The following is a 21,756-nucleotide window of genomic DNA, read 5'->3' as shown; positions in this document are numbered from 1 at the left end:
TGCGTCGTCCTTTCTCCTCCTGCATGACCGCCGGAAAGGGCGCCCCATGATCGAGAAGTGCGACCCAAGGTGAGGGGGTGGGCGCGGGCGGGGCGCGGGGCGCGGGGGCGAGGACGACGGCGGCGCACCGCCCGCGAGGGGGTGGTCCGCCGCCGTCGTCGCTGGCTACTGCTGGGGCCAGTCGGGGTCCTGCTCGGGCTGTGCCGTGGTGGGCGGGCCGGCCGTGGGGCCGGGCTGGTTCGCGCTCGGCGGCGGCGGCTGGCGGTGCGAGCCCGGCGCGGGCGGCGGAGGCGTGGGCGCTCCCGCGGGCGGGGCGAAGCGGGACTGGTCCGCGGCGCGGCGTCCACCGGCCCGCGGCTCGTCCTCCGCCGGCCGCTGGCCGCGCTCGGCGGAGTCGGAGAAGGGACGGCCGGAGCGCTCCCCGGCGGCGTTCGCCTCCGAGGTGGCCTGCTGGGCCTCGCTGCGGGCCTGGGCCAGCGCCTCGTCCGGGTCCTGCAGGCTCGCAGCGGCCAGGCCGGCCGCCATGGAGCTGCCGTGGGGCCCGAAGTCGACCTCGGGCGTCGGGCCCGAGTCGTCGTCGTCGGGACCGCCGACCGGCCCGCCGCCACCGAAGCCCTTGGAGATGGCGCCGAGCGCCGCGGTGAACTCGGTGGGGATGACGAAGAACTTGCTCGACTCCTTGTTTGCCAGCTCCGGCAGCATCTGCAGGTATTGGTAGGCGAGGAGCTTGGAGTCGGGCTTGCCCCGGTGGATGGCGTCGAAGACCTGGAGGATCGCGCGGGACTCACCCTGCGCCCGGAGGATCGCGGACTGCGCCTGGCCCTCGGCCCGCAGGATCGAGGACTGCTTCTCGCCCTCGGCGGTGAGGATCTGGGACTGCTTGACGCCCTCGGCGGTGAGGATGGCGGCGCGGCGGTCCCGCTCGGCGCGCATCTGCTGTTCCATCGCGCCCTGGATGCTCTGCGGCGGGTCGATCGACTTGAGCTCGACCCGGTTGACGCGGATGCCCCAGCGGCCGGTGGCCTCGTCGAGCACCCCGCGCAGCTGGCCGTTGATCTGGTCGCGGCTGGTGAGCGTCTGCTCCAGGTCCATCGAGCCGATGACGTTGCGCAGCGTCGTCACCGTCAGCTGCTCGATACCGGTGATGTAGTTGGCGATCTCGTAGGTCGCGGCCTTGGGGTCGGTGACCTGGAAGTAGATGACGGTGTCGATCGACACGACGAGGTTGTCGGAGGTGATGACCGGCTGCGGCGGGAAGGAGACCACCTGCTCACGCAGGTCGACGCCGGCGCGGACGCGGTCGACGAAGGGGATGAGGAAGTGCAGTCCCGCGTACATCACGGTGTTGAACTTGCCCAGCCGCTCGACGATGAGCGCCACGGCCTGCGGCACGATCCGCACCGCCCGCCAGATCGCGATGATGACGAAGAGGGCGAGCAGGACGAGCACGACGGTGAGCACGAGGCCCCCGGTGTTGTCGTTCACATGGCTCCTTCGGGGTAGGTGACGGGCAGGGGCGCGACGACGGCGGTCGCCCCGTCGATCCGGACCACCTGGACGGTGGTCCCGGTGGGCAGCAGGCTGCCGGGCTCGGCAGCGCGGGCCGTCCACACCTCTCCGGCGAGCTTGACGCGCCCGGCCCGGTCGGTGACGTCGACGAGGACCTCGGCGCTGCGGCCCACGTGCGCCGCGACGTTGGTCAGCGTGTCAGGGGTGGAGCGCTTGAGGTAGCCCAGCGCCCACGGGCGCACGACGGCCAGGAACACCACGGAGACGACGGCGAAGGTGAGGATCTGCGCCCACAGCGGCGCTCCGAGCATCGCGACGCCACCAGCCGCCAACGCACCGCCGGCGAACATGAGGAAGATGAGGTCGACGGTGAGCATCTCGACCACACCGAGGACGAGTGCTCCGCCCAGCCACCACAACCACGCCATCGTCGTCCCTCCTCCGCCCCGATCCTAGCGACCGCGTCCGGCCGCGCGGGCGGTCCAGCGCCCGCGGTGCCGCTCGACCTCGAGGTCGAGGCCGAAGGCGCGCGACAGGTGCTGAGGGGTGAGGACCTCCTCGAGCGGGCCGGCTGCCTCGACGCGCCCCTCTCGCAGCAGCAGCCCGTGGGTGAAGCCCTCGGGGATCTCCTCGACGTGGTGGGTGACGAGGACGATGACGGGCGAGCGGTGGTCGCCGGCGATCTCGGCGAGGGCGGCCATGAGCTCCTCGCGGCCCCCGAGGTCCAGGCCCGCGGCCGGCTCGTCGAGGAGGAGCAGCTCGGGGTCGGCCATGAGCGCGCGGGCAATCTGGACGCGCTTGCGCTCCCCCTCGCTGAGGGTGCCGAACTTCCGGTCGGTGAGCTGCTCCACCCCGAAGGCGGCGAGCAGGTCCCGGGCGCGGGCGGTGTCGTAGTCGTCGTAGGACTCGCGCCAGCGGCCGGTGACGCCGTAGGAGGCGGTGAGCACGACGTCGAGGACGCGCTCGCCGCCGGGGATGCGATCGGCGAGGGCGGCCGAGGCCAGCCCGATCCGGGTGCGCAGCTCGGAGGTGTCGACCGCACCGAGCCGGTCCCCGAGGACGCGGACCGTGCCCTCGCTGGGGAAGAGGCGACCGGCGGCCATCTGAAGCACGGTCGTCTTGCCGGCGCCGTTCGGGCCCAGCACCACCCAGCGCTCGCCGTCGTCCACCGACCAGCCCACGCCGTCGAGGATCGTCTTCGACCCGCGTCGCAGGGTCACGTCGGCAAGCTCCAGCACATCGCTCATGGACCGACCCTATCCGTCACCAGGCCCGCGAGCCGTCTACGGTGGGGGCGTGCCCGAACTCGTTCTCCCTCATGCCGTGCTCGGGGCGCTGTGGCTCCCGTCCGTCGTCGCCGCCGGTCCGTCCGGGAGCGGCGAGGGGAGCGACGTCGTCGATGCCGCCCTGCGTGCCGTCGCCGGGGACGAGACGCACGTCGTCCTCCGTCCCGACGGCGAGGTCCGCTCGCTGCGCCAGATGGCCGGACGTCTCGTGGGCGATGAGCTGACCGACGTCGGGGCCGTGCTGCCCGCGCCCGGGCACGTCGCCGGCCTGCCGGGCGTGGCTCTCCTCGACGCCGTCGACGCCGGCCAGTGCCTGCTCATCCGTTCCGAGGGCGGCTCGTGGGCCGTCGTCCCGCAGGTCGAGTCCTTCGGCAGCGAGCTGGAGCCTGGCACCCTCGTGCGCTGGGTGCTCCACCCCTTCCCCTTCGCCGAGCGTCCCGTCCCCACGCTGCTTGGGCTGGCCGGCTCGCTGCGGCAGGCGCGCCAGGAGATCGTCCGGGCGCTCGTGACGGCCGGGGACGCGCTCGAGCAGCTCGACCTCGCCGGCTGGCGGCCCGACGTGGCCCGCGAGGCGGCGCACCTGCTGCGGGAGGACGTCTCCAGCGACCTTCTGCCCCCGGGCCTGGAGCCGGCCCGGGTGGAGGTGCTCACGCGCGCGGCGCGGCTGCTCGCCGTCGTCCAGCTCGCGCTCGAGGACGACGGCGGTGCGGTCGTGGCCCGGCAGGGTGCGGCGCGCGCGGAGGTGCTGCGGGGTCTCGAGCACACCGCCCGCCGGGCGTTGGCCGCCGCGAGCGTCAGCCACGTCTCCGGCGGTGTCTCCCGCTCCCGCTGAGGCCGACCCCGTCAGGAGCCGGCGAGGACCTGCTCGTAGAACGCCATCGTGCGGTCGGCGATCGACTCCCAGGAGAAGTGCTCCTCGGCGCGGCGACGACCGGCGGCGCCCATCTCGGCGGCACGGGTCCCATCGGCGACGACGGCGGTGAGCGCGGCGGCGAGGTCGGCCTCGAAGCGCGCGGGGTCCACCGGCGTGCCGGTCCCATCCGTCACCTGGTCGATGGGGACGAGGGTGCCGGTGACGCCGTCGTCGACGACCTCGGGGATCCCGCCGGTGGCCGAGCCGACGACGGGCAGCCCCACCGCCATCGCCTCGAGGTTGACGATGCCGAGCGGCTCGTAGACCGAGGGGCACACGAAGACGGTGCAGGCGGTGAGCACGGCGATGAGATCGGCGCGGGAGAGCATCTGCTCGATCCACACGACTCCGCCGCGGGTGGCCTTGAGCTCCTCGACGCCGGCCTGGACCTCGGCCATGAGCGCCGGGGTGTCCGGGGCGCCGGCGCACAGGACGAGCTGGACGTCCTCAGGCAGCGCCCGGGCCGCGCGCAGCAGGTGAGGCAGCCCCTTCTGCCGGGTGATGCGCCCGACGAAGACGACGGCGGGGCGCGTCGGGTCGATGCCGTGCGAGCGGGCCACCTGCTCGGCGCGCTCGGACTCCTCCCCGGCGGGACGCTGCCAGCCGGCGAGGTCGATGCCGTTGTGGATGACGGTGACCTTGTCCGGGTCGACGGTGGGGTAGCTGCGCAGGATGTCGTCGCGCATGCCGCCGCTCACCGCGACGACGCCCGCGGCGCCCTCGTAGGCGGTGCGCTCGGCCCAGGAGGACAGCGCGTAGCCGCCACCGAGCTGCTCGGCCTTCCACGGCCGCAGCGGCTCCAGGGAGTGGGCGGACAGGACGTGGGGGACGTCGTGGAGCAGCCCGCCGAGGTGGCCCGCGAGGTTCGCGTACCAGGTGTGGGAGTGGACGATGTCGGTGCCGCGGACGGCGTCGGCCATCGCGAGGTCGACGCCGAAGGTCTGCAGGGCGGCGTTCGTGCCCGCGAGCTCCGCGACGGCGGAGTAGCCGCGCACGCCCTCCTCCCCCTCCCGAGGGCCGTCGAAGCAGTGGACCCGGACGTCCGCGCGACTGCGCAGCACCCGGGCGAGCTCGGCGACGTGGACGCCCGCACCGCCGTACACATGGGGCGGGTACTCCCTGGTAAGCATGTCGACACGCATGCTGGACCCTCCTTCGGGACCGACGATTAGCCTGCAGGACCATCTAAGCAGCCCTAGAGTCAGCCACATGTCACCTCGGCGCACCCATCAGCCCAGAGTCCTCGCCATCGTGCTCGCCGGCGGCGAGGGAAAACGGCTCATGCCGCTCACCGAGGAGCGCGCCAAGCCGGCGGTCCCCTTCGGTGGGATCTACCGGCTCATCGACTTCGCACTGTCGAACATCGTCAACTCCGGCTACCTGCGCGTCGTCGTGCTCACGCAGTACAAGTCCCACAGCCTGGACCGCCACATCGCCAAGACGTGGCGCCTGTCCACGCACCTGGGCAACTACGTCGCGCCCGTCCCCGCACAGCAGCGGATCGGCAAGCACTGGTTCCTCGGCAGCGCCGACGCCGTCTACCAGTCGCTCAACCTCATCGACGACGAGCAGCCCGACATCGTCGTCATCGTCGGCGCGGACAACATCTACCGCATGGACTTCTCCCAGATGGTCGACCAGCACATCGACTCGGGCGCCGCGATGACCGTCGCCGGGATCCGGCAGCCGATCACGCTGGCCGACCAGCTCGGCGTCATCGACGTCGACCCTGCCGACCCCAAGCGCATCCGCGCGTTCCTCGAGAAGCCCGCAAAGGCGCAGGGCCTGCCCGACGCCCCCGACGAGGTGCTCGCCTCCATGGGCAACTACGTCCTGACGACCGACGCGCTCATCGAGGCGCTGCGCGTGGACGCCGAGGACTCCGACTCCAAGCACGACATGGGCGGCAGCCTCGTGCCGTGGTTCGTCGACCGCGGCCAGGCCGGCGTCTACGACTTCAAGGACAACGAGGTGCCCGGCGCCTCCGACCGGGACCGCGGCTACTGGCGCGACGTCGGCACGATCGACGCCTACTACGACTCCCACCAGGACCTCATCTCGGTGTCCCCGGTCTTCAACCTCTACAACCAGGAGTGGCCGCTGTTCACCGGCGTGCCCAGCCTGCCACCCGCGAAGTTCGTCTACGGCCACCGCGAGCGGTTGGGCCACGCGCTGGACTCGCTCGTCTCCCCCGGCGTCATCGTCTCCGGCGGTGAGGTGGTGGGCTCGGTCATCTCCCCGAACACGAAGATCAACTCGTGGTCCTCGGTGCGGGACTCGGTGGTCTTCGACAACGTCGACATCGGCCGCAACGCGGTCGTCGAGCGGGCGATCATCGACAAGAACGTCCGCATCGCCGACGGCGCGCACGTGGGCGTGGACCCCGAGCACGACATGGAGCGCGGCTTCGTCGTGACGGAGTCCGGCATCACCGTCGTCCCGAAGGGCGCCACGGTCCGGCGCTGACCCGGGGCCCGGCGCCGCTCCTCCGCTGCCGCTTGCGTCGCCCTTTCCGATCATCAGACGCACTTCCCGGCGCCCGCGGATGAATGGAAAGGGCGACCCGTCGCCGGGCCCCCGTAACCTGGCCCGGTGATCCGCATCGGCCTCGTCTCCGCCCGCCCGGTCCCCCCCGCGCTCCTCGACCACGCGCGCGAGCTGCTCTCCGCCGTCGCCGCCGACGTCGCCACCTCCGACACCTCCCGGCCGGGCTGGTCCGGGGTGTCCGTGGCGGGCGTGGCGCGTCCTGGTGCGGCCGCGAACGTCGACCTCGCACTCACGGCCGAGCTGCGCGGCCCGGCCACGGCGCTCGGGGTGAACGTCGCGGTGACCGCCGGTCCGCTCGCCGCCGACGGCGTGGGCCTGCTCGTCATGGACGTCGACTCCACCCTCATCACCGCCGAGGTCATCGAGCTGCTCGCCGAGCACGCCGGCACCCGCGAGCAGGTGGCCGAGGTGACCGAGCGCGCGATGCGCGGGGAGCTCGACTTCGCCGCGAGCCTGCGCGAGCGGGTCGCGACCCTGGCCGGGCTGGACGCCGGCGTGGTGGATACGGTGCGCGCCGCCGTCGAGCTGTCCGCCGGCGCCCGCGAGCTCGTCGCCGCGGTGCACGAGCGCGGCGGGAAGGTCGCCCTCGTCTCCGGCGGCTTCCTCGAGGTGGTGGGGCCGATCGCCGAGGAGCTGGGCATCGACCACCTCACCGCGAACCGGCTCGAGGTGGAGGACGGGCGGCTCACCGGACGCACGGCCGGGCCGGTCGTCGACCGCGCCGCCAAGGAGCGCCACCTGCGGGCGTGGGCCGCCGAGGACGGCGTGCCGCTGGAGCGGGTGGTGGCCGTGGGCGACGGCGCCAACGACCTCGACATGCTCGGCGCCGCCGGGCTGGGCGTGGCCTACTGCGCCAAGCCGGTGGTCCAGGAGCAGGCCCGTGCCGCCGTCACCTTCCCGCGCCTGGACGCGGTGCTCGGCCTCCTCGGCGGCTGAGCTCGATCGAGCCCGCCCGCGCCCTCAGGGCGTCCGCCGCCGCAGCGTGACGGCGCCGAGCACGAGGACACCGGCGATGACTCCGGCCAGGACCCCGACCTCCAGCCACAGGTCGGGGCGCGGCCGGCTGGAGATCTTGCCCATCGCGTCGACGGCGTAGGACAGCGGAAGGACGTTCGACACGTACTCCAGCGCGCGCGGCAGCTCGCCGCGGGGCACGAGCAGCCCGCACAGGAGGAACTGCGGCAGGATGACCGCCGGCATGAACTGCACCGCCTGGAACTCCGTGTGCGCGAAGGCCGAGACGAACAGACCGAGCGCGACGCCGAGCACGGCACCGAGCACCGCCAGGCCGATGAGGCCCCACCACGGCCCGGCGATCTCCAGGCCGAGCGGCCCGAGCGCCACCCCGGTGGTGACGAGCCCCTGGACGACGGCGACGAGCCCGAAGGCCAGCGCGTAGCCGAGGATGAGGGACAGCTTGCTCGTCGGCAGCGTGAGCAGGCGCTCCAACGTGCCCGAGCGCCGCTCCCGCAGTGTCGTCACCGAGGTGATGAGGAACATGATGATGACCGGGAACAGCGCGAGCAACGCGGGCCCGATGCGCTGGAAGACCGGCCCGCCGTCGTAGACCCACCACAGCAGGGTCATGAGGGCGCCGGGGACGACGACGATCATCGCGATGGTCCGTGGGTCGTGCCGCAGCTGCTGCAGCACCCGGACGGCGGTGGCGGTCATGGCACGCCCTCCCCGGTGACGAGGGCGAGGAAGGCACCCTCCGTCGTCGTCCGTCCCGTCTGCTCGAGGAGCGCCTCCGGGGTGGCCTGGGCGAGGACGCGGCCGGTGCGCAGCAGGACGAGCTCGTCGCAGCGCGTGGCCTCGTCCATGACGTGAGAGGAGACGAGGAGCGTGGTGCCTCCGGCGGCGAGGCCGCGGAACATCGTCCACAGCGACTCGCGCAGCACGGGGTCGAGCCCGACGGTCGGCTCGTCCAGCACGAGCAGCTCAGGACGCCCGAGCAGCGCGGCGCCCAGCGAGACCCTGGACAGCTCGCCGCCCGACAGCGTGCGGACCGGCTGGTCCCGCCGCCCCGCGAGGTCGACGTCGCCGAGCACCTCCTCGACGCGGTCACGCCCCACGCCGAGGATGCGGGCGAAGTACCGGAAATTCTCACCGACGGTGAGGTCCTCGTACACGCTGGGCGACTGGGACACGTACCCCACCCGGCGGCGCAGCCCCCGGCTCCCGGCGGGCTCCCCGAGCACCTGCACCGTCCCACGGTGCACGAGCTGGACCCCGAGGATCGCCCGGAGCAGGGTGGTCTTGCCCGACCCGGACGGACCGAGCAGCCCGGTCACGCGCCCCGGCGCCACCCGCAGGTCGACGCCGTCGAGCGCCGTCGTCCGCGCACGTCGCACGTGCAGACCGTCGGTGAGGACCGCTGGACGCGTTCGGTCCACCGCTCCTACGCCTGCCACGCCGGCCATGGCCCCACCGTAGCGAGGCGAGCTTTGCACCGACAGGGACCGCCCGGGCGGCCCGAGGACCTCAGAGCTCGGGACGCACGATGGTGACGAGGCGGGCGGTCGAGCGGTCGAGCTCGGCCCAGGGCACCGGCACCTCGAGGACCGCGGCGTTGGCGGTGCTCATCCCGAGGGACACCATCTCCGCCAGCGTGCTGCGCTCCCCGTCGAGCAGGTGCGCGAGGGAGGACATCGTCGGCTCGTGGCCGACCACGAGGACGCGCCGGACGTCCTCCGGCAGCTCGGCGAGGACGGCCAGGAGGTCACGCGGCCCGGCCTCGTACAGCTCGTCCCGGACGTCGGCCGCGGGAGCGCCGTCCCAGCCGGACGCGACGATCTTGTAGGTCTCGGTGGTCCGCAGCGCGCTCGACACGAGCGCCCGGTCCAACCCGCCCACCTGGGCGGCAAGGATCGGCCCGAGCGAGGCCCCCTGCCGCCGGCCGTGCGCGGACAGCGGCCGCTGCTCGTCGCCCAGGCCGTTCTCCGGCTCGGCCTGGGCGTGACGCAGCAGCACGAGGGTGCGAGGCGCCACCTACTGACCCATCGCGTGGACGCCGCCGTCGACGTGGACGATCTCCGCCGTCGTCGCCGGGAACCAGTCCGAGCACAGGGCCACCACGGCGCGGGCGGCCGGCTCGGCGTCCTTGACGTCCCAGCCGAGCGGCGCGCGCTCGGCCCAGACGCTCTCCATCTGCTCGAAGCCCGGGATGGAGGTGGCGGCCGTCGTGCGGATCGGGCCGGCGGAGACGAGGTTGACGCGGATGCCCTCGGGGCCGAGGTCACGGGCCAGGTAACGCGCGGTGGACTCGAAGGCGGCCTTCGCGACGCCCATCCAGTCGTAGACCGGCCAGGCGAAGGAGGCGTCGAAGGTGAGCCCGACGATCCCGGCGCCCGTGGTGAGCAGCGGCTGGGTGGCCACGGCGAGCGACTTGAGCGAGAAGGCCGAGACCTCCATCGCGGTGGCGACGTCGGCCCACTCCCCCGCGAGGAAGTTGCCGCCCATGACGGCCTGCGGCGCGAAGCCGATCGAGTGGACCACGCCGTCGAGGTGGTCGGTGTGCTCACGCACGCGGTCGGCGAGGGCGGTGAGGTCCTCGGGGTTGGTCACGTCCAGCTCCACGACGGGCGCCTCGACCGGCAGCCGCCGGGCGGTGACCTGCGTGAGACGCAGCTGGCGCCCGAAGGAGGTGAGGATGACCGTGGCGCCCTCCTCCTGCGCGAGGCGCGCCACGTGGAAGGCGATCGAGTTGTCCTTGAGGACGCCGGTGACCAGGAGGGTCTTGCCGTCGAGAAGTCCCATTGCTGTCTCCTGTCGCGAAGGTGAGGTCAGTGGCCCATGCCGAGTCCGCCGTCGACGGGGATGACGGCCCCGGTGACGTAGGCGGCGGCGGGCGAGGCGAGGTACTGGACGGCGCCGACGATGTCGGAGACGTCCCCGAAGCGGCCGGCCGGGATCGCGGTGCGCAGCTTGTCCTGCTGCGCGTCCGGCAGCGCGCGGGTCATGTCGGTGTCGATGAAGCCGGGGGCGATGACGTTGGCGGTGATCCCGCGGGAGCCGAGCTCGCGCGTGATGGACCGCGCCATGCCGATGAGGCCGGACTTGGTGGCGGAGTAGTTGACCTGCCCGGCGTTGCCGTACATGCCGACGACGGAGCCCATGAGGATGATGCGGCCACCGCGCTTGCGGATCATGCCCTTGGACACGCGTCGCACGCAGCGGAAGACGCCGGTGAGGTTGACGTCGAGGACCTCCTCGAACTCCTCGTCGCTCATCCGCATGAGGAGCTGGTCGCGGGTCATGCCGGCGTTGGCGACGAGCACCTCGACGGGCCCGTGAGCCGTCTCGATCTCCCCGATCGCGGCGTCGACGGCGGCGGTGTCGCGCATGTCACCGCGGACACCGAGGACGCCCTCGGGCAGCTCCCCACCGCGGTGGATCGTCGCCACCCTGTCCCCCGCCGCGACGAAGGCCTCGGCGACGGCACGGCCGATCCCCCGGCTCGCGCCGGTGACGAGCACGCTGCGTGCGTCGGTGTCGTTCACGTTCTCCTCCTGTGATGTTCGTCCGGTGGAACGGTATCCGACGGCAGCCGCCACGCGCGGGAGGCGTCCGGGAACTACCCTTGCTCAGTGAGCAGGAGACAGCGTGTTCACGCGATCACCTCGGTGGGGCGACCGCTGAGCGAGGACGTCCACGACCGGGCCGTGCGCTACGTCATCTCGATGGCCATCCGCTCCGCGTGCCTCGTGGGGATCCTCTTCACCGACGGCTGGCTGCGCTGGGTCATGGTCGCCGGCGCGGTCCTCCTGCCGTACTTCGCCGTCGTCCTGGCCAACGCGGGCAAGGAGCGCCCCGCCGCAGCGGATACGCTGATGGAGCTCCAGCTCCCCGAGATCGAGGCGCCTCCCTCCGGGCAGCGCCCGACCTACCCGCCCATCGACCTGAGAGGTGGCTACCTGAGGTGACCACGTCGGCCGACGAGTCCGCGCCCGCCGAGCAGGTCTGCAGTGCCAAGGGCTGCCGTCAGACCGCCGCGTGGGGCCTGCTGTGGAACAACCCCCGGCTGCACACCGAGGAGCGCCGCAAGACGTGGCTCGCCTGCGAGGAGCACCGCACGCACCTGGAGACCTTCCTCGGGTCGCGCTCGTTCCTGCGTGAGGTCGTGCCGGTCCGCGACCTATGAGCCGCTACGGGTTCCTGCTCTCCCGCCGGTGGCTCGGCCTCGCCGTCATCTTCCTCGTCATCGCGGTGGCCTGCGTCTTCCTCGGTGCGTGGCAGTGGAGCCGGCACGAGGACCGGTCGGCCGCCAACGCCCTTGTCAACGGCAACTACGACAGCGCCCCGCAGCCCATCGAGGACGTCGTCTCGGACGCCGTGCCGGCCGGCCTCGTGTGGCGCAGCGTCGTCGTCGAGGGGAGCTACACCGGTGAGCAGGTGGTCGTGCGCAACCGTCCCGTCGACGGCGCCGCGGCCGCGCGCGTCCTCGCGGTCCTCGAGGTGCACGAGGAGGACGACGACGGCGGCCGGCTCGTCGTCGTCGACCGCGGGTGGGTGCCGCTCGGGGAGGGCGAGCCTCAGCTTCCCGACTACCCCACCGGTGAGGTGACCCTCGCGGGGCGCCTGCGCGCGGCCGAGGGCACCGACGAGCGGACGGCGCCGGCCGGCCAGGTGTACCGGATCGAGCCGGACACGGTGGCCGAGGCGGCCGGCGTCGAGGGCGGTGAGCTGTTCGACGGCTATCTCATGGCCACCGCCGAGGACGGCGCGCCGGCCACGGGCCTGGAGCCCTTCCCGCGCCCCGACACGAGCCCGGGCAACCACCTGTCCTACGCCTTCCAGTGGTGGGTCTTCGCGCTCGGCGCGGTCGTCGGCTACGTCGTCCTCGCGCGCCGGGAGGCGAAGGAGCTCGGGGGCGTGCCGGAGCGTGCTGCCGGGCCTGCGCGGACCCCGCGGCGCCGCACGGACGCCGACGAGGAGGACGCTCTCATCGACGCCCAGCTCCAGGACCAGTAGCCCGCCCCACGTCGCCGAGCGCTGAGTTGTTACCCCCGGGTACGCCGCTGCGAACCGCCGGGGCTCAGGCCAGGGCGATGAGCTCGCGGTAGGAGTCGTTCCACATGTCCTCGTCGCCGTCGGGCAGGAGGAGCACGCGGTCCGGTTCGAGCGCCTCGACGGCGCCCTCGTCGTGGGTGACGAGGACGACGGCGCCGGTGAAGGTCCGCAGCGCGCCGAGGATCTCCTCACGGGACGCGGGGTCGAGGTTGTTCGTCGGCTCGTCAAGGAGCAGCACGTTCGCCGAGGACACGACGAGCACGGCCAGCGCGAGGCGCGTCTTCTCCCCGCCGGACAGCACCTTGGCGGGCTTCTCGGCGTCGTCCCCCGAGAAGAGGAAGGAGCCGAGGACCGAGCGCACCTGGGTGTCGGTGAGGTCCGGCGCGGCGGAACGCAGGTTCTCCACGACGGTCCGCTCGACGTCGAGAGTCTCGTGCTCCTGGGCGTAGTAGCCGACCTTGAGCCCGTGGCCCGGGATCACCTCGCCGGTGTCCGGCTCCTCCACCCCGCCGAGCATGCGCAGCAGCGTCGTCTTGCCGGCGCCGTTGAGGCCGAGGACGACAACCTTCGCACCGCGGTCGATGGCGAGGTTGACGTCGGTGAAGACCTCGAGGGAGCCGTAGGACTTGGACAGGCCCTCCGCGGTGAGCGGGACCCGGCCGCAGGGGGCGGGGTCGGGGAAGCGCAGGGCCGCGACCTTGTCGGCGCGACGCGTCTCCTCCAGCCCGGCAACCATCCGCTCGGCCCGCCGGATCATGTTCTGGGCCGCGACGGCCTTGGTGGCCTTGGCGCGCATCTTGTCGGCCTGGGCGAGGAGCACCGAGGCCTTCTTTTCGGCGTTCTGGCGCTCCTTGCGACGGCGGCGCTCGTCCTGCTCGCGCTGCTTGAGGTAGGCGTCCCAGCCGAGGTTGTAGACGTCCAGCTCGCCGCGGTTGGCGTCGAGGTGGAAGACGGTGTTGACGGTCGCGCGCAGCAGCTCGACGTCGTGGGAGATGACGATGAGGCCGCCGGAGAAGGTGGAGAGGTACTCGCGCAGCCACACGATCGAGTCGTGGTCGAGGTGGTTGGTCGGCTCGTCGAGCAGGAGCGTGTCGGCGCCGGAGAAGAGGATGCGGGCGAGCTCGACCCGGCGGCGCTGGCCACCGGACAGGGTGTGGAGCGGCTGGTCCAGGACCCGGGTGGGCAGGCCGAGGTTGGAGGTGAAGCGCGCGGCCTCGGACTCCGCGGCCCAGCCGCCCTGGGCGTCGAACTCGGCGTCGAGGCGGGAGTAGCGCTCCATCGCCTTGGCCTGCGCGTCACCGGTCTTGGTGCCCATGTCCGCCTCGGCCTTGCGGATGCGGCGCAGGATGCCGTCGATCCCGCGGGCGGAGAAGACGCGGTCCCGGGCGAGGACGTCCATGTCTCCGGTGCGCGGGTCCTGCGGGAGGTAGCCGATCTCGCCGGTGCGGGTGATCGTGCCGGTGTGTTGGACGACACCGGACGTCGCGTCTTCCCCGGCCAGCAACTTGGTGAGGGTCGTCTTGCCGGCGCCGTTGCGCCCGACCAGCCCGATCCGCATCCCGGCGTCGACACGGAAGGTCGCCTCGTGGAGCAGCTCGCGTGCGCCGATGCGCATCGAGACGTCGTGGGCGGTGATCACAGGCAGACCTCAAAGCATGGTGGGGTGTGGGGTGCCGACGGCGGGGCCGCTAGGCGCCGTCCAGTCTACGGCCGCCCCGCCAGTCCTTTCCCGGGAGATGCGTCTCAGGGCGTGGCGACGGCGAAGGTGTCGCAGGCCTGGAGTGTGCCCCGCTCGTAGCCGGTGGTGAACCAGCGGGTGCGCTGCTCGGCGGAGCCGTGGGTCCAGGTGTGCGGCTCGACGTCCCGGCCGCTCGTCTCCTGGATGCGGTCGTCGCCGACGGCGGCCGCGGCCTCGAGGGCGGATGTCACCTCGTCGCGGGTGGGCTGCTGGAGGAAGGTCTCACCGGAGTCGGGGTCGACCGTGCCGGCCGCCTGCCCGACGAACATCCCGGCGTAGCAGTCTGCCTGGAGCTCGGTGCGCACGGCGTCGCCAGTGGGCCCGGTGTCGGTGCGGTCGGCCGCGTCCATGATGCCCAGGGCGTGCTGGGCGTGGTGACCCCACTCGTGGGCGACGATGTAGATCTGCGCCAGCGGCGCGTTGCGCGCGCCGAGCTGGGTCTCGAGCTGGTCGAAGAAGCCGAGGTCGAGGTAGACCGAGGAGTCGGCCGGGCAGTAGAAGGGTCCCACGGCGGCGGTGGCCGAGCCGCAGCCGGTCCCGACCGAGCCGGTGAAGATCTCGAAGCCCGGCATGGCGTACTGCTCCCCCACCTCCGCCATGGCACCGTCCCAGTAGATGTCCAGGGCGTCCGCGGTGAGCACCATGCGGCACTCGGTGTGCTCGTTGGCGTCCGCGCCGGTCTGGCAGTGGCTGAGGTCCACACCCGCGCCGCTGCTGCCCGTGTCTGTGCCACCCCCGCCGAGCAGGCCCGCGGGGTCTTGTCCCGTGAGCAGCATGATCGCCAGGACGAGCAGCAGCCCGCCCCCGCCGACCCCGCCGCCGATCGCCATGCCGCGCCGCCCGCCACCGGACGTGCGGACCCGCCGTGAGTCCGCCCGGACTCCTTCGTTGAACGTCATGACTCGATCTTGCGACGAGAGCTCGCGCCGTGCGCGCGGTGAGCTCCCCGGTTCACCCCACCCGAGGCCGTGCGAACAGGGGAGGTCGGAGGAGAACCGGGGAGGTCAGCGCCGGGTACGTGCGCCGGCGCACCGAGAGCCGGATTCCTCGGCGGAGGAATCCGGCTCTCGGCGGCACGTGCGAAGGCTCAGACGTTGAAGCCGAGGGCGCGCAGCTGCTCGCGGCCGTCCGGCGTGATCTTCTCCGGGCCCCACGGCGGCATCCAGACCCAGTTGATCCGCATCTCGTTGACCAGGCCGTCCAGCGCCTGGTGGGACTGGTCCTCGATGACGTCGGTGAGCGGGCAGGCCGCAGAGGTGAGCGTCATGTCGATGACCGCGTTGTTGTGCTGGTCCACGGTGACGCCGTAGACGAGGCCGAGGTCGACGACGTTGATGCCGAGCTCGGGGTCGATGACGTCCCTCATCGCCTCCTCGACGTCCGCAGCGGTCGTGGGGGACGGGTTGGTCTGGGTGATGTCACTCATCGTTCCTCCTCCTGCGTGCCCGAGGCGGGCGCGCTGGTCAGTGCGTGGGCGAGGGCGTCACGCAGCGCCATCCACCCGAGCAGGGCGCACTTGATGCGCGCCGGGTACTTCGCCACCCCGGTGAACGCGGTCGCGTCCCCCAGCGTGTCCTGCTTCTCCTCCGAGAGCTCGACCCCGCGTCCGTGCATGAGCTCGCGGAAGGTCTCGTTGAGCGTGTCGACCTCGTGGACGGTCCGGCCCAGGACAAGGTCGTTGAGCACCGACAGCGAGGCCTGGGAGATCGAGCAGCCCTGACCGACCCAGCCGATCTCCTCGACCCGGGGGCCGCCGTCGTCGTGCGCGAGACGTACCCGCAAGGTGACCTGGTCCCCGCAGGTGGGGTTCACCTGGAAGGACTCGGCGTCGTACGGAACGAGCTCACCCTCCCCGTGCCGCACGCGCGAGTGGTCGAGGATGACCTGCTGGTAGAGCTGTTCCATCGGGTCAGCCATGATCGACTCCGAAGAAGTGACGCACCTTGCCGAGCTCCTCGACGAAGACGTCGATCTCCTGCTCGGTGGTGTAGATGGACGCGGACGCGCGGGCCGAGGCGTGCACCCCGAGCCGCTGGTGCACCGGCTGGGCGCAGTGGTGGCCCACGCGGACGGCGACGCCCGCGTTGTCGAGCACCTGGCCGACGTCGTGCGGGTGCACGCCGTCGACGGAGAAGGCGACGACGGCGAGCCGGTCACGGGCGTCGGACGGTCCGAGGACCCGCACGCCCGGGACCGTGGAGATGCCCTGGAGCAGCCGCTCGGTGAGCAGCTGCTCGTGCGCGGCGACGGCGTCCATCCCCAGCTCGTCGAGGTAGCCCACGGCGGCGCGCAGGCCGACCGTCTGGGCCACCATCTGGGTGCCGGCCTCGAAGCGTTGCGGGGCGTCGGCGTAGGTGCTGGTCTCCATGGTCACGACCTGCACCATCGACCCGCCGGTGAGCACCGGCGGCATCGCGGCGAGCAGCTCGCGCTTGCCGTAGAGCACCCCCACTCCGGTGGGGCCGAGCATCTTGTGGCCCGAGAACGCGGCGAAGTCCACGTCCAGGGCACGCAGGTCCACCGCGAAGTGGGGCACGCTCTGGCAGGCGTCGAGGACGACGAGAGCGCCGACCGCACGTGCCCGCCCCACGATATCAGCGACCGGGCTCACCGCGCCGGTGACGTTCGAGGCGTGCGTGAAGGCGACCAGCCGCGTGCGCTCACCGATGACGTCGAAGGTCGCCGGGTCGAGCCGGCCGTCGGGCCCCACCGAGATCCACCTCAAGGTCGCGCCGGTGCGGGCGCAGGCCTCCTGCCAGGGCACGAGGTTGGCGTGGTGCTCCGCCTCGGTGACGACGATCTCGTCCCCGGGGCGCAGGGCGAACAACTCCTGCGCCCGGGCCCCGCCCCGGCCGAGGGTGGCGTTGGACATCGCGTAGGCCACGAGGTTGATGCCCTCGGTGGCGTTCTTCGTCCACACGATCTCGTCGGGAGCGACGCCGACGAAGGCCGCCACGGCCGCCCTCGCGTCCTCGTAGGCCTCGGTGGCCTCCTCGGCGAGCTGGTGGGCGCCGCGGTGGACGGCGGCATTGCGTTTCTCGTAGAAGTCCTGCTCGGCGTCCAGGACGCACTGGGGCTTCTGCGAGGTGGCCGCCGAGTCCAGGTAGACCAGCGGCTTCCCGCTGCGGGTCGTCCTGCCCAGGATCGGGAAGTCGGCGCGCACGGCCGCCAACTCGGCCGCGCTCAACGCGCCCGAGCCGGCGGTGACCGGTGCACTCATGAGCGTCCTCTCCAGTGGGCTCAGACCGCGGCCGCGACGTACTTGTCGTAGCCCTCGGACTCGAGCTGGGCGGCCAGCTCAGGGCCACCCTGCTCGGCGATGCGGCCGTTGACGAAGACGTGAACGAAGTGCGGCTTGATGTAGTCCAGCACCCGCGTGTAGTGAGTGATGAGGAGGATGCCGGCGTTGGTGTCGGCCTGGGCGTCATTGACACCCTCGCCGACGATGCGCAGCGCGTCGACGTCCAGGCCCGAGTCCGTCTCATCGAGGATCGCGAAGCGGGGGTGCAGGAGCTTCATCTGCAGGATCTCGTGGCGCTTCTTCTCACCGCCGGAGAAGCCGGTGTTGACGTCGCGCTGAGCGAACTCGGGGTCCATCCGGAGCTTGGCCATGGCGGCGTTGACGTCCTTGACCCAGGTGCGAAGGGCGGGGGCCTCACCCTCGATGGCGGTCTTGGCGGTGCGCAGGAAGTTGGACACCGACACGCCGGCGACCTCGACCGGGTACTGCATGGCGAGGAACAGGCCGGCGCGGGCCCGCTCGTCGACCTCCATCTCCAGGACGTTCTCGCCGTCGAGGTACACCTCGCCGTCGGTCACCTCGTAGTTCGGGTGGCCTGCGATGGCGTAGGCGAGGGTCGACTTGCCGGAGCCGTTGGGGCCCATGATCGCGTGGATCTCGCCACTGTTGATGGTGAGGTCGACGCCCTTGAGGATCGGCTTGGGGCCGTCCTGGGTCCCGACGCTGACGTGGAGGTTCTTGATCTCAAGCTTGGACATTCTCAGGTTCTCTTCCTTGGTCTGGGTCGGGAGTCAGGCGCTGGCGCCGACGGTCACAGCGATGTCGATGAGGACACTGTCGCCCTCGACGGACAGGGCGTAGACGGGCACCGGCTGGGTGGCGGGCAGGCTCAGCGGCTTGCCGCTGCGCAGGTCGAAGCTGGACCCGTGGAGCCAGCACTCGATGGTGGAGCCCTCCACCTCGCCGTCGGAGAGGTTCACCTGCCCGTGGGAGCAGATGTCGGAGATCGCGTGGTACTCACCGGCCTCGTCACGCACGACGGCGACCGGGACGGGACGGCCGTCCGCGTCCTCCAGGTCCACGCGCATCACCTCACCGGGCGCGAGATCACCGGTGTCGCACACGTACTGGCTGCTCATGCGGACACGGCCTCCGTGTGCCGGATCTCCTCCTCGATCGCCTGCGTGAGGCGGTCGGTCACGCTGGGCACCGCGATCTGGTTGATGAGCTCGGCGAAGAAGCCGCTCACCACGAGACGACGGGCCTCGAGCTCGGGGATGCCCCGGGCGCGGAGGTAGAACATCTGCTCGTCGTCGAAGCGGCCGGTGGCGCTGGCGTGGCCCGCGCCCTCGATCTCGCCGGTCTCGATCTCGAGGTTCGGCACGGAGTCCGCGCGTGCGCCCTCGGTGAGCACGAGGTTGCGGTTGAGCTCGTAGGTGTCGGTGCCCTCGGCCGTGGAGCGGATGACGACGTCACCGATCCACACGGCGTGGGCGTCCTTCCCCTGCAGCGCTCCCTTGTAGGTGACCCGGGAGATGCAGTTCGGGGCGACGTGGTCGATGAGGAGGCGGTGCTCCTGGTGCTGCGCCGCGTCGGTGAAGTACAGACCCAGACCCTCGACCTCACCGCCGGGCTCGGCGAGCACGGCGTCGGGGGTGATGCGCACGACGTCGCCGCCCAGGGTGACGACGACGTGGCGCAGCTTGGCGTCCCGCCCGACGCGGGCGCGGTGCGCGGACAGGTGGACGCTGCCCTCGTCCCACTCCTGGAGCGTGACCAGGGTGAGCTGGGCGCCGTCACGCACGTCGACCTCGACGGTCTGGGCGAGCTGGGCCGAGCCCGCGTGGTTGACGACGACGGTGGCCTGGGAGTGCTCCTCCGCCACGATGACCAGGTGGTTGGTCCCCGGCTCGTTGCCGCCCGCACCGGTGATCGTCACCGACGTGGGCTGCTCGGGGGTCTGCTTGGCGCCCACGGTGAGGACGGTCGCCTCGGTGAAGGCGTTCCAGGCAGCGGCGGCCACGCGGTCGACGGGCGCACCGATCCGGCCGAGGCGCTCGTCGTCGCGCCCCACCTGCTCCGACGTCACGCCCGGGGCGGTCTCCACACCGACGGTGGGAGCAGGACCTGCCAGCTCACCGCTGAAGAACTTCTGGAAGCGGTGCGCGGGCGAGAATCGCCACTCCTCCTCCCGGCCCGTGGGCAGGGGGAAGTCGGAGAGCTCGAAGGAGGTGAAACGCTGCCCTGCGGGCTCCGGGCCGGCGTGGCTGTGTGCCCCGTCGGCGACGGCGCGGGAGTGATCGGTCTTCATGGGTTCCTTGTCTGTGGCTGTGGTGGACGGGACGGCGGTGGACATCAGCCGACGGACCCCTCCATCTGCAGCTCGATGAGGCGGTTGAGCTCGAGCGCGTACTCCATCGGCAGCTCTCGGGCGATCGGCTCGATGAAGCCGCGCACGATCATCGCCATGGCCTCGAACTCGGTGAGGCCGCGCTGCATGAGGTAGAACAGCTGGTCCTCGCTCACCTTGGAGACGGTGGCCTCGTGGCCCATCTCGACGTCGTCGACACGGACGTCGACGTACGGGTAGGTGTCGGTGCGCGAGACGGTGTCGACCAGGAGCGCGTCACACAGCACCGTGGACTTGGAGTGCGTGGCGCCCTCGAGCACCTGGACCAGGCCGCGGTAGGAGGAGCGCCCGCCGTTGCGGGACACGGACTTCGACACCACCGAGGAGGAGGTGTTCGGGGCCATGTGGACCATCTTGGCGCCGGTGTCCTGGTGCTGGTTGGCGCCGGCGAAGGCGGCCGAGAGCGTCTCGCCACGGGCGTGCTCGCCCATGAGGTAGATGGCCGGGTACTTCATCGTCACCTTCGAGCCGATGTTGCCGTCAACCCACTCCATGTTGCCGCCGGCCTCGACCGTGGCGCGCTTGGTGACGAGGTTGTACACGTTGGTCGACCAGTTCTGGATCGTCGTGTAGCGGACGCGGGCGTCCTTCTTGACGATGATCTCGACGACCGCGGAGTGCAGCGAGTCGCTCTGGTAGATCGGGGCGGTGCAGCCCTCGACGTAGTGCACGTAGGAGCCCTCGTCGGCGATGATCAGGGTCCGCTCGAACTGGCCCATGTTCTCGGTGTTGATCCGGAAGTAGGCCTGGAGCGGGATCTCGACGTGGACGCCCTTGGGCACGTACACGAAGGAGCCGCCGGACCACACCGCGGTGTTGAGCGCGGCGAACTTGTTGTCACCGGAGGGGATGACGGTCCCGAAGTACTCCTGGAAGATCTCCGGGTGCTCCTTGAGCGCGGTGTCGGTGTCGAGGAAGATGACGCCCTGCTGCTCGAGGTCCTCGCGGATCTGGTGGTAGACGACCTCGGACTCGTACTGGGCCGCGACACCGGCGACGAGACGCTGCTTCTCGGCCTCCGGGATGCCCAGGCGGTCGTAGGTGTTCTTGATGTCCTCGGGCAGGTCCTCCCAGCTGGTGGCCTGCTTCTCGGTCGACCGGACGAAGTACTTGATGTTGTCGAAGTCGATGCCGGAGAGGTCGGCGCCCCAGTTCGGCATCGGCTTCTTGTCGAACAGGCTCAGGGCGCGCATCCGTCGCTTGAGCATCCACTCCGGCTCGTCCTTCAGCTCGGAGATGTTCTGCACGACCTCCTCGCTGATGCCGCGCCGGGCGGTCGCACCGGCGTCGTCCTTGTCGTGCCACCCGAACCGGTAGCTGTTGCCGATCGCATCGATCGTCTCGTCCTGCGTCATCGGGGTGTCGGTCGTGCTCGTCATCAGATTCCTTCCGTGTCGTCACCGTGCGGTGACGGGGTGGTGCTCGGGCGGCCGGTCGGGACGGTCGTGGGGATGTGGGTGGTGCACACGTGCTCGCCGCCGGCAAGCGTAGCCAGGCGCTGGACGTGGACACCGAGCAGGCGCGAGAACGCACGAGTCTCGGCGTCGCAGAGCTGGTGGTAGGACTCGGCGACGGCCAGCACCGGGCAGTTGCCCTGGCACAGCTGGACCGCCAGGCCCCGCGGGCCGACGGAGCGGACCGTCGCGGCGTAGCCGTCCTGGGTGAGGGCACCGGCCAGGGCACGGGCACGGTCGGCGACGTCCTCCCCCGCGGCCTCGACGACGGGCGCGTAGCGCTCCTCGAGGCCGTTGACCCGCTGGTTGGCGAAGTGGTCGACGGCGTCGGGCCCGGCGACGTCGCCGATGAACTGCAGCGCGTGGGCGGCGAGGTCGGAGTAGGCCTGGGACAGGCCGGAGCGGCCGGCGTCGGTAGCGACGTAGTAGCGCGCGGGGCGCCCGCGACGACGCTGGCCGGGGCCGGAGGGCTCGTGGACGACGATGCGCTCGTCACGCTCGAGGGCGGCGATGTGGCGCCGCACGCCGGCGGGGGTGAGGGTGAGGAGGCGGGCGAGCTCGGCGGCGCTGATCGGCCCGTGCTCGACGACGAGACGGAGGACGCGGTCATGCGTCGCAGACTCGACGCTGGTCTCGCTCACGGCTC

At 71.8% G+C, this 21,756-nt stretch carries 25 protein-coding genes; 6 read left to right on the top strand and 19 right to left on the bottom strand.

From position 1 onward, the window contains the following. Positions 1 to 165: 165 nt before the first annotated feature. The 3 genes from M3148_RS13755 to M3148_RS13745 are packed head-to-tail and all read right to left on the bottom strand — an operon-like array spanning position 166 to position 2,756. Positions 166 to 1,485 carry an SPFH domain-containing protein gene (locus M3148_RS13755; protein WP_251305280.1) on the bottom strand — a complete coding sequence of 440 codons (1,320 nt, stop codon included), beginning with the start codon at positions 1,483 to 1,485 and terminating at the stop codon, positions 166 to 168. Continuing rightward, positions 1,482 to 1,937, bottom strand: coding sequence for an NfeD family protein (locus tag M3148_RS13750; RefSeq protein ID WP_251305279.1), 456 nt, complete (start codon positions 1,935 to 1,937; stop codon positions 1,482 to 1,484). The genes M3148_RS13755 and M3148_RS13750 overlap by 4 nt, the downstream gene beginning before the upstream one ends. Before the next feature lie 24 nt (positions 1,938 to 1,961). Beyond that, the gene (locus M3148_RS13745; RefSeq protein ID WP_251305278.1) at positions 1,962 to 2,756 is read right to left on the bottom strand and encodes an ABC transporter ATP-binding protein; all 795 of its coding nucleotides are present in this window, start codon (positions 2,754 to 2,756) and stop codon (positions 1,962 to 1,964) included. Between the two features lie 49 nt (positions 2,757 to 2,805). Between M3148_RS13745 and M3148_RS13740 the strand changes: the two genes are divergently transcribed. After that, positions 2,806 to 3,627, top strand: a complete 822-nt coding sequence (locus M3148_RS13740) for a hypothetical protein (RefSeq protein ID WP_251305277.1) — start codon at positions 2,806 to 2,808, stop codon at positions 3,625 to 3,627. A gap of 11 nt (positions 3,628 to 3,638) precedes the next feature. On the opposite strand, the gene glgA is transcribed toward M3148_RS13740, so the two are convergent. Beyond that, positions 3,639 to 4,850 carry a glycogen synthase gene (gene glgA, locus M3148_RS13735; protein ID WP_251305276.1) on the bottom strand — a complete coding sequence of 404 codons (1,212 nt, stop codon included), beginning with the start codon at positions 4,848 to 4,850 and terminating at the stop codon, positions 3,639 to 3,641. Between the two features lie 67 nt (positions 4,851 to 4,917). On the opposite strand from glgA, the gene glgC reads away from it, so the two are divergent. After that, entirely contained in the window at positions 4,918 to 6,174 is a 1,257-nt protein-coding gene (gene glgC / locus M3148_RS13730) for a glucose-1-phosphate adenylyltransferase (RefSeq protein ID WP_251305275.1), read from the top strand. Positions 6,175 to 6,300: 126 nt separating this feature from the next. Further along, complete coding sequence (serB, locus tag M3148_RS13725) at positions 6,301 to 7,191, top strand: phosphoserine phosphatase SerB (RefSeq protein ID WP_251305274.1); 891 nt, start codon at positions 6,301 to 6,303, stop codon at positions 7,189 to 7,191. A 24-nt stretch (positions 7,192 to 7,215) separates the two neighbouring features. Here serB and M3148_RS13720 read toward each other — a convergent pair whose 3' ends face one another. The 5 genes from M3148_RS13720 to fabG form a co-directional block, all read right to left on the bottom strand. Continuing rightward, entirely contained in the window at positions 7,216 to 7,929 is a 714-nt protein-coding gene (locus tag M3148_RS13720) for an ABC transporter permease (RefSeq protein ID WP_251305273.1), read from the bottom strand. Continuing rightward, on the bottom strand, positions 7,926 to 8,651 hold the full coding sequence (locus M3148_RS13715) for an ABC transporter ATP-binding protein (RefSeq protein ID WP_251305272.1): 726 nt from the start codon (positions 8,649 to 8,651) through the stop codon (positions 7,926 to 7,928). The genes M3148_RS13720 and M3148_RS13715 overlap by 4 nt, the downstream gene beginning before the upstream one ends. A gap of 88 nt (positions 8,652 to 8,739) precedes the next feature. After that, positions 8,740 to 9,246: a SixA phosphatase family protein gene (locus tag M3148_RS13710; protein ID WP_251305271.1), complete on the bottom strand. Its 507-nt coding sequence runs from the start codon at positions 9,244 to 9,246 to the stop codon at positions 8,740 to 8,742. Beyond that, a complete protein-coding gene (fabI, locus tag M3148_RS13705) occupies positions 9,247 to 10,014 on the bottom strand; it encodes an enoyl-ACP reductase FabI (RefSeq protein WP_251305270.1) in 768 nt (255 codons plus the stop codon). A 26-nt stretch (positions 10,015 to 10,040) separates the two neighbouring features. Continuing rightward, complete coding sequence (gene fabG, locus M3148_RS13700) at positions 10,041 to 10,757, bottom strand: 3-oxoacyl-ACP reductase FabG (RefSeq protein ID WP_251305269.1); 717 nt, start codon at positions 10,755 to 10,757, stop codon at positions 10,041 to 10,043. A gap of 87 nt (positions 10,758 to 10,844) precedes the next feature. Here fabG and M3148_RS13695 point away from each other — a divergent pair, with 87 nt between their 5' ends. The 3 genes from M3148_RS13695 to M3148_RS13685 are packed head-to-tail and all read left to right on the top strand — an operon-like array spanning position 10,845 to position 12,228. Continuing rightward, the gene (locus M3148_RS13695; protein WP_251305268.1) at positions 10,845 to 11,180 is read left to right on the top strand and encodes a DUF3099 domain-containing protein; all 336 of its coding nucleotides are present in this window, start codon (positions 10,845 to 10,847) and stop codon (positions 11,178 to 11,180) included. After that, on the top strand, positions 11,177 to 11,398 hold the full coding sequence (locus M3148_RS13690) for a hypothetical protein (protein ID WP_251305267.1): 222 nt from the start codon (positions 11,177 to 11,179) through the stop codon (positions 11,396 to 11,398). The genes M3148_RS13695 and M3148_RS13690 overlap by 4 nt, the downstream gene beginning before the upstream one ends. Then, the gene (locus M3148_RS13685; RefSeq protein WP_251305266.1) at positions 11,395 to 12,228 is read left to right on the top strand and encodes an SURF1 family cytochrome oxidase biogenesis protein; all 834 of its coding nucleotides are present in this window, start codon (positions 11,395 to 11,397) and stop codon (positions 12,226 to 12,228) included. The genes M3148_RS13690 and M3148_RS13685 overlap by 4 nt, the downstream gene beginning before the upstream one ends. Positions 12,229 to 12,292: 64 nt before the next feature. Here M3148_RS13685 and M3148_RS13680 read toward each other — a convergent pair whose 3' ends face one another. From M3148_RS13680 to M3148_RS13635, 10 genes are all read right to left on the bottom strand, one after another. Further along, a complete protein-coding gene (locus M3148_RS13680) occupies positions 12,293 to 13,882 on the bottom strand; it encodes an ABC-F family ATP-binding cassette domain-containing protein (protein ID WP_285884749.1) in 1,590 nt (529 codons plus the stop codon). Positions 13,883 to 14,010: 128 nt separating this feature from the next. Beyond that, positions 14,011 to 14,904, bottom strand: a complete 894-nt coding sequence (gene ypfJ / locus M3148_RS13675) for a KPN_02809 family neutral zinc metallopeptidase (RefSeq protein ID WP_251305264.1) — start codon at positions 14,902 to 14,904, stop codon at positions 14,011 to 14,013. Positions 14,905 to 15,092: 188 nt separating this feature from the next. Continuing rightward, positions 15,093 to 15,431 (bottom strand): metal-sulfur cluster assembly factor, encoded by a 339-nt coding sequence (locus tag M3148_RS13670; RefSeq protein WP_251305263.1) that lies wholly within the window; start codon positions 15,429 to 15,431, stop codon positions 15,093 to 15,095. Beyond that, positions 15,428 to 15,922 carry a Fe-S cluster assembly sulfur transfer protein SufU gene (gene sufU / locus M3148_RS13665; protein WP_251305262.1) on the bottom strand — a complete coding sequence of 165 codons (495 nt, stop codon included), beginning with the start codon at positions 15,920 to 15,922 and terminating at the stop codon, positions 15,428 to 15,430. Before sufU ends, M3148_RS13670 begins: the two co-directional genes overlap by 4 nt. Beyond that, on the bottom strand, positions 15,915 to 17,225 hold the full coding sequence (locus M3148_RS13660; RefSeq protein ID WP_251305261.1) for a SufS family cysteine desulfurase: 1,311 nt from the start codon (positions 17,223 to 17,225) through the stop codon (positions 15,915 to 15,917). The genes sufU and M3148_RS13660 overlap by 8 nt, the downstream gene beginning before the upstream one ends. A gap of 20 nt (positions 17,226 to 17,245) precedes the next feature. Further along, positions 17,246 to 18,004, bottom strand: coding sequence for a Fe-S cluster assembly ATPase SufC (sufC, locus tag M3148_RS13655; protein ID WP_251305260.1), 759 nt, complete (start codon positions 18,002 to 18,004; stop codon positions 17,246 to 17,248). Positions 18,005 to 18,037: 33 nt separating this feature from the next. Next, entirely contained in the window at positions 18,038 to 18,385 is a 348-nt protein-coding gene (locus M3148_RS13650) for a non-heme iron oxygenase ferredoxin subunit (protein WP_251305259.1), read from the bottom strand. Continuing rightward, positions 18,382 to 19,557, bottom strand: coding sequence for a Fe-S cluster assembly protein SufD (sufD, locus tag M3148_RS13645; RefSeq protein ID WP_251305258.1), 1,176 nt, complete (start codon positions 19,555 to 19,557; stop codon positions 18,382 to 18,384). Before sufD ends, M3148_RS13650 begins: the two co-directional genes overlap by 4 nt. 44 nt (positions 19,558 to 19,601) lie before the next feature. After that, positions 19,602 to 21,035, bottom strand: a complete 1,434-nt coding sequence (gene sufB, locus M3148_RS13640; RefSeq protein WP_251305257.1) for a Fe-S cluster assembly protein SufB — start codon at positions 21,033 to 21,035, stop codon at positions 19,602 to 19,604. Further along, complete coding sequence (locus M3148_RS13635) at positions 21,035 to 21,751, bottom strand: helix-turn-helix transcriptional regulator (RefSeq protein ID WP_251305256.1); 717 nt, start codon at positions 21,749 to 21,751, stop codon at positions 21,035 to 21,037. Before M3148_RS13635 ends, sufB begins: the two co-directional genes overlap by 1 nt. Positions 21,752 to 21,756 lie beyond the last annotated feature (5 nt).

This window comes from Georgenia satyanarayanai, from assembly GCF_023715365.1.
GTDB classification, from domain to species: domain Bacteria; phylum Actinomycetota; class Actinomycetes; order Actinomycetales; family Actinomycetaceae; genus Oceanitalea; species Oceanitalea satyanarayanai_B.
This window is presented reverse-complemented; position numbering and strand designations above follow the sequence as displayed.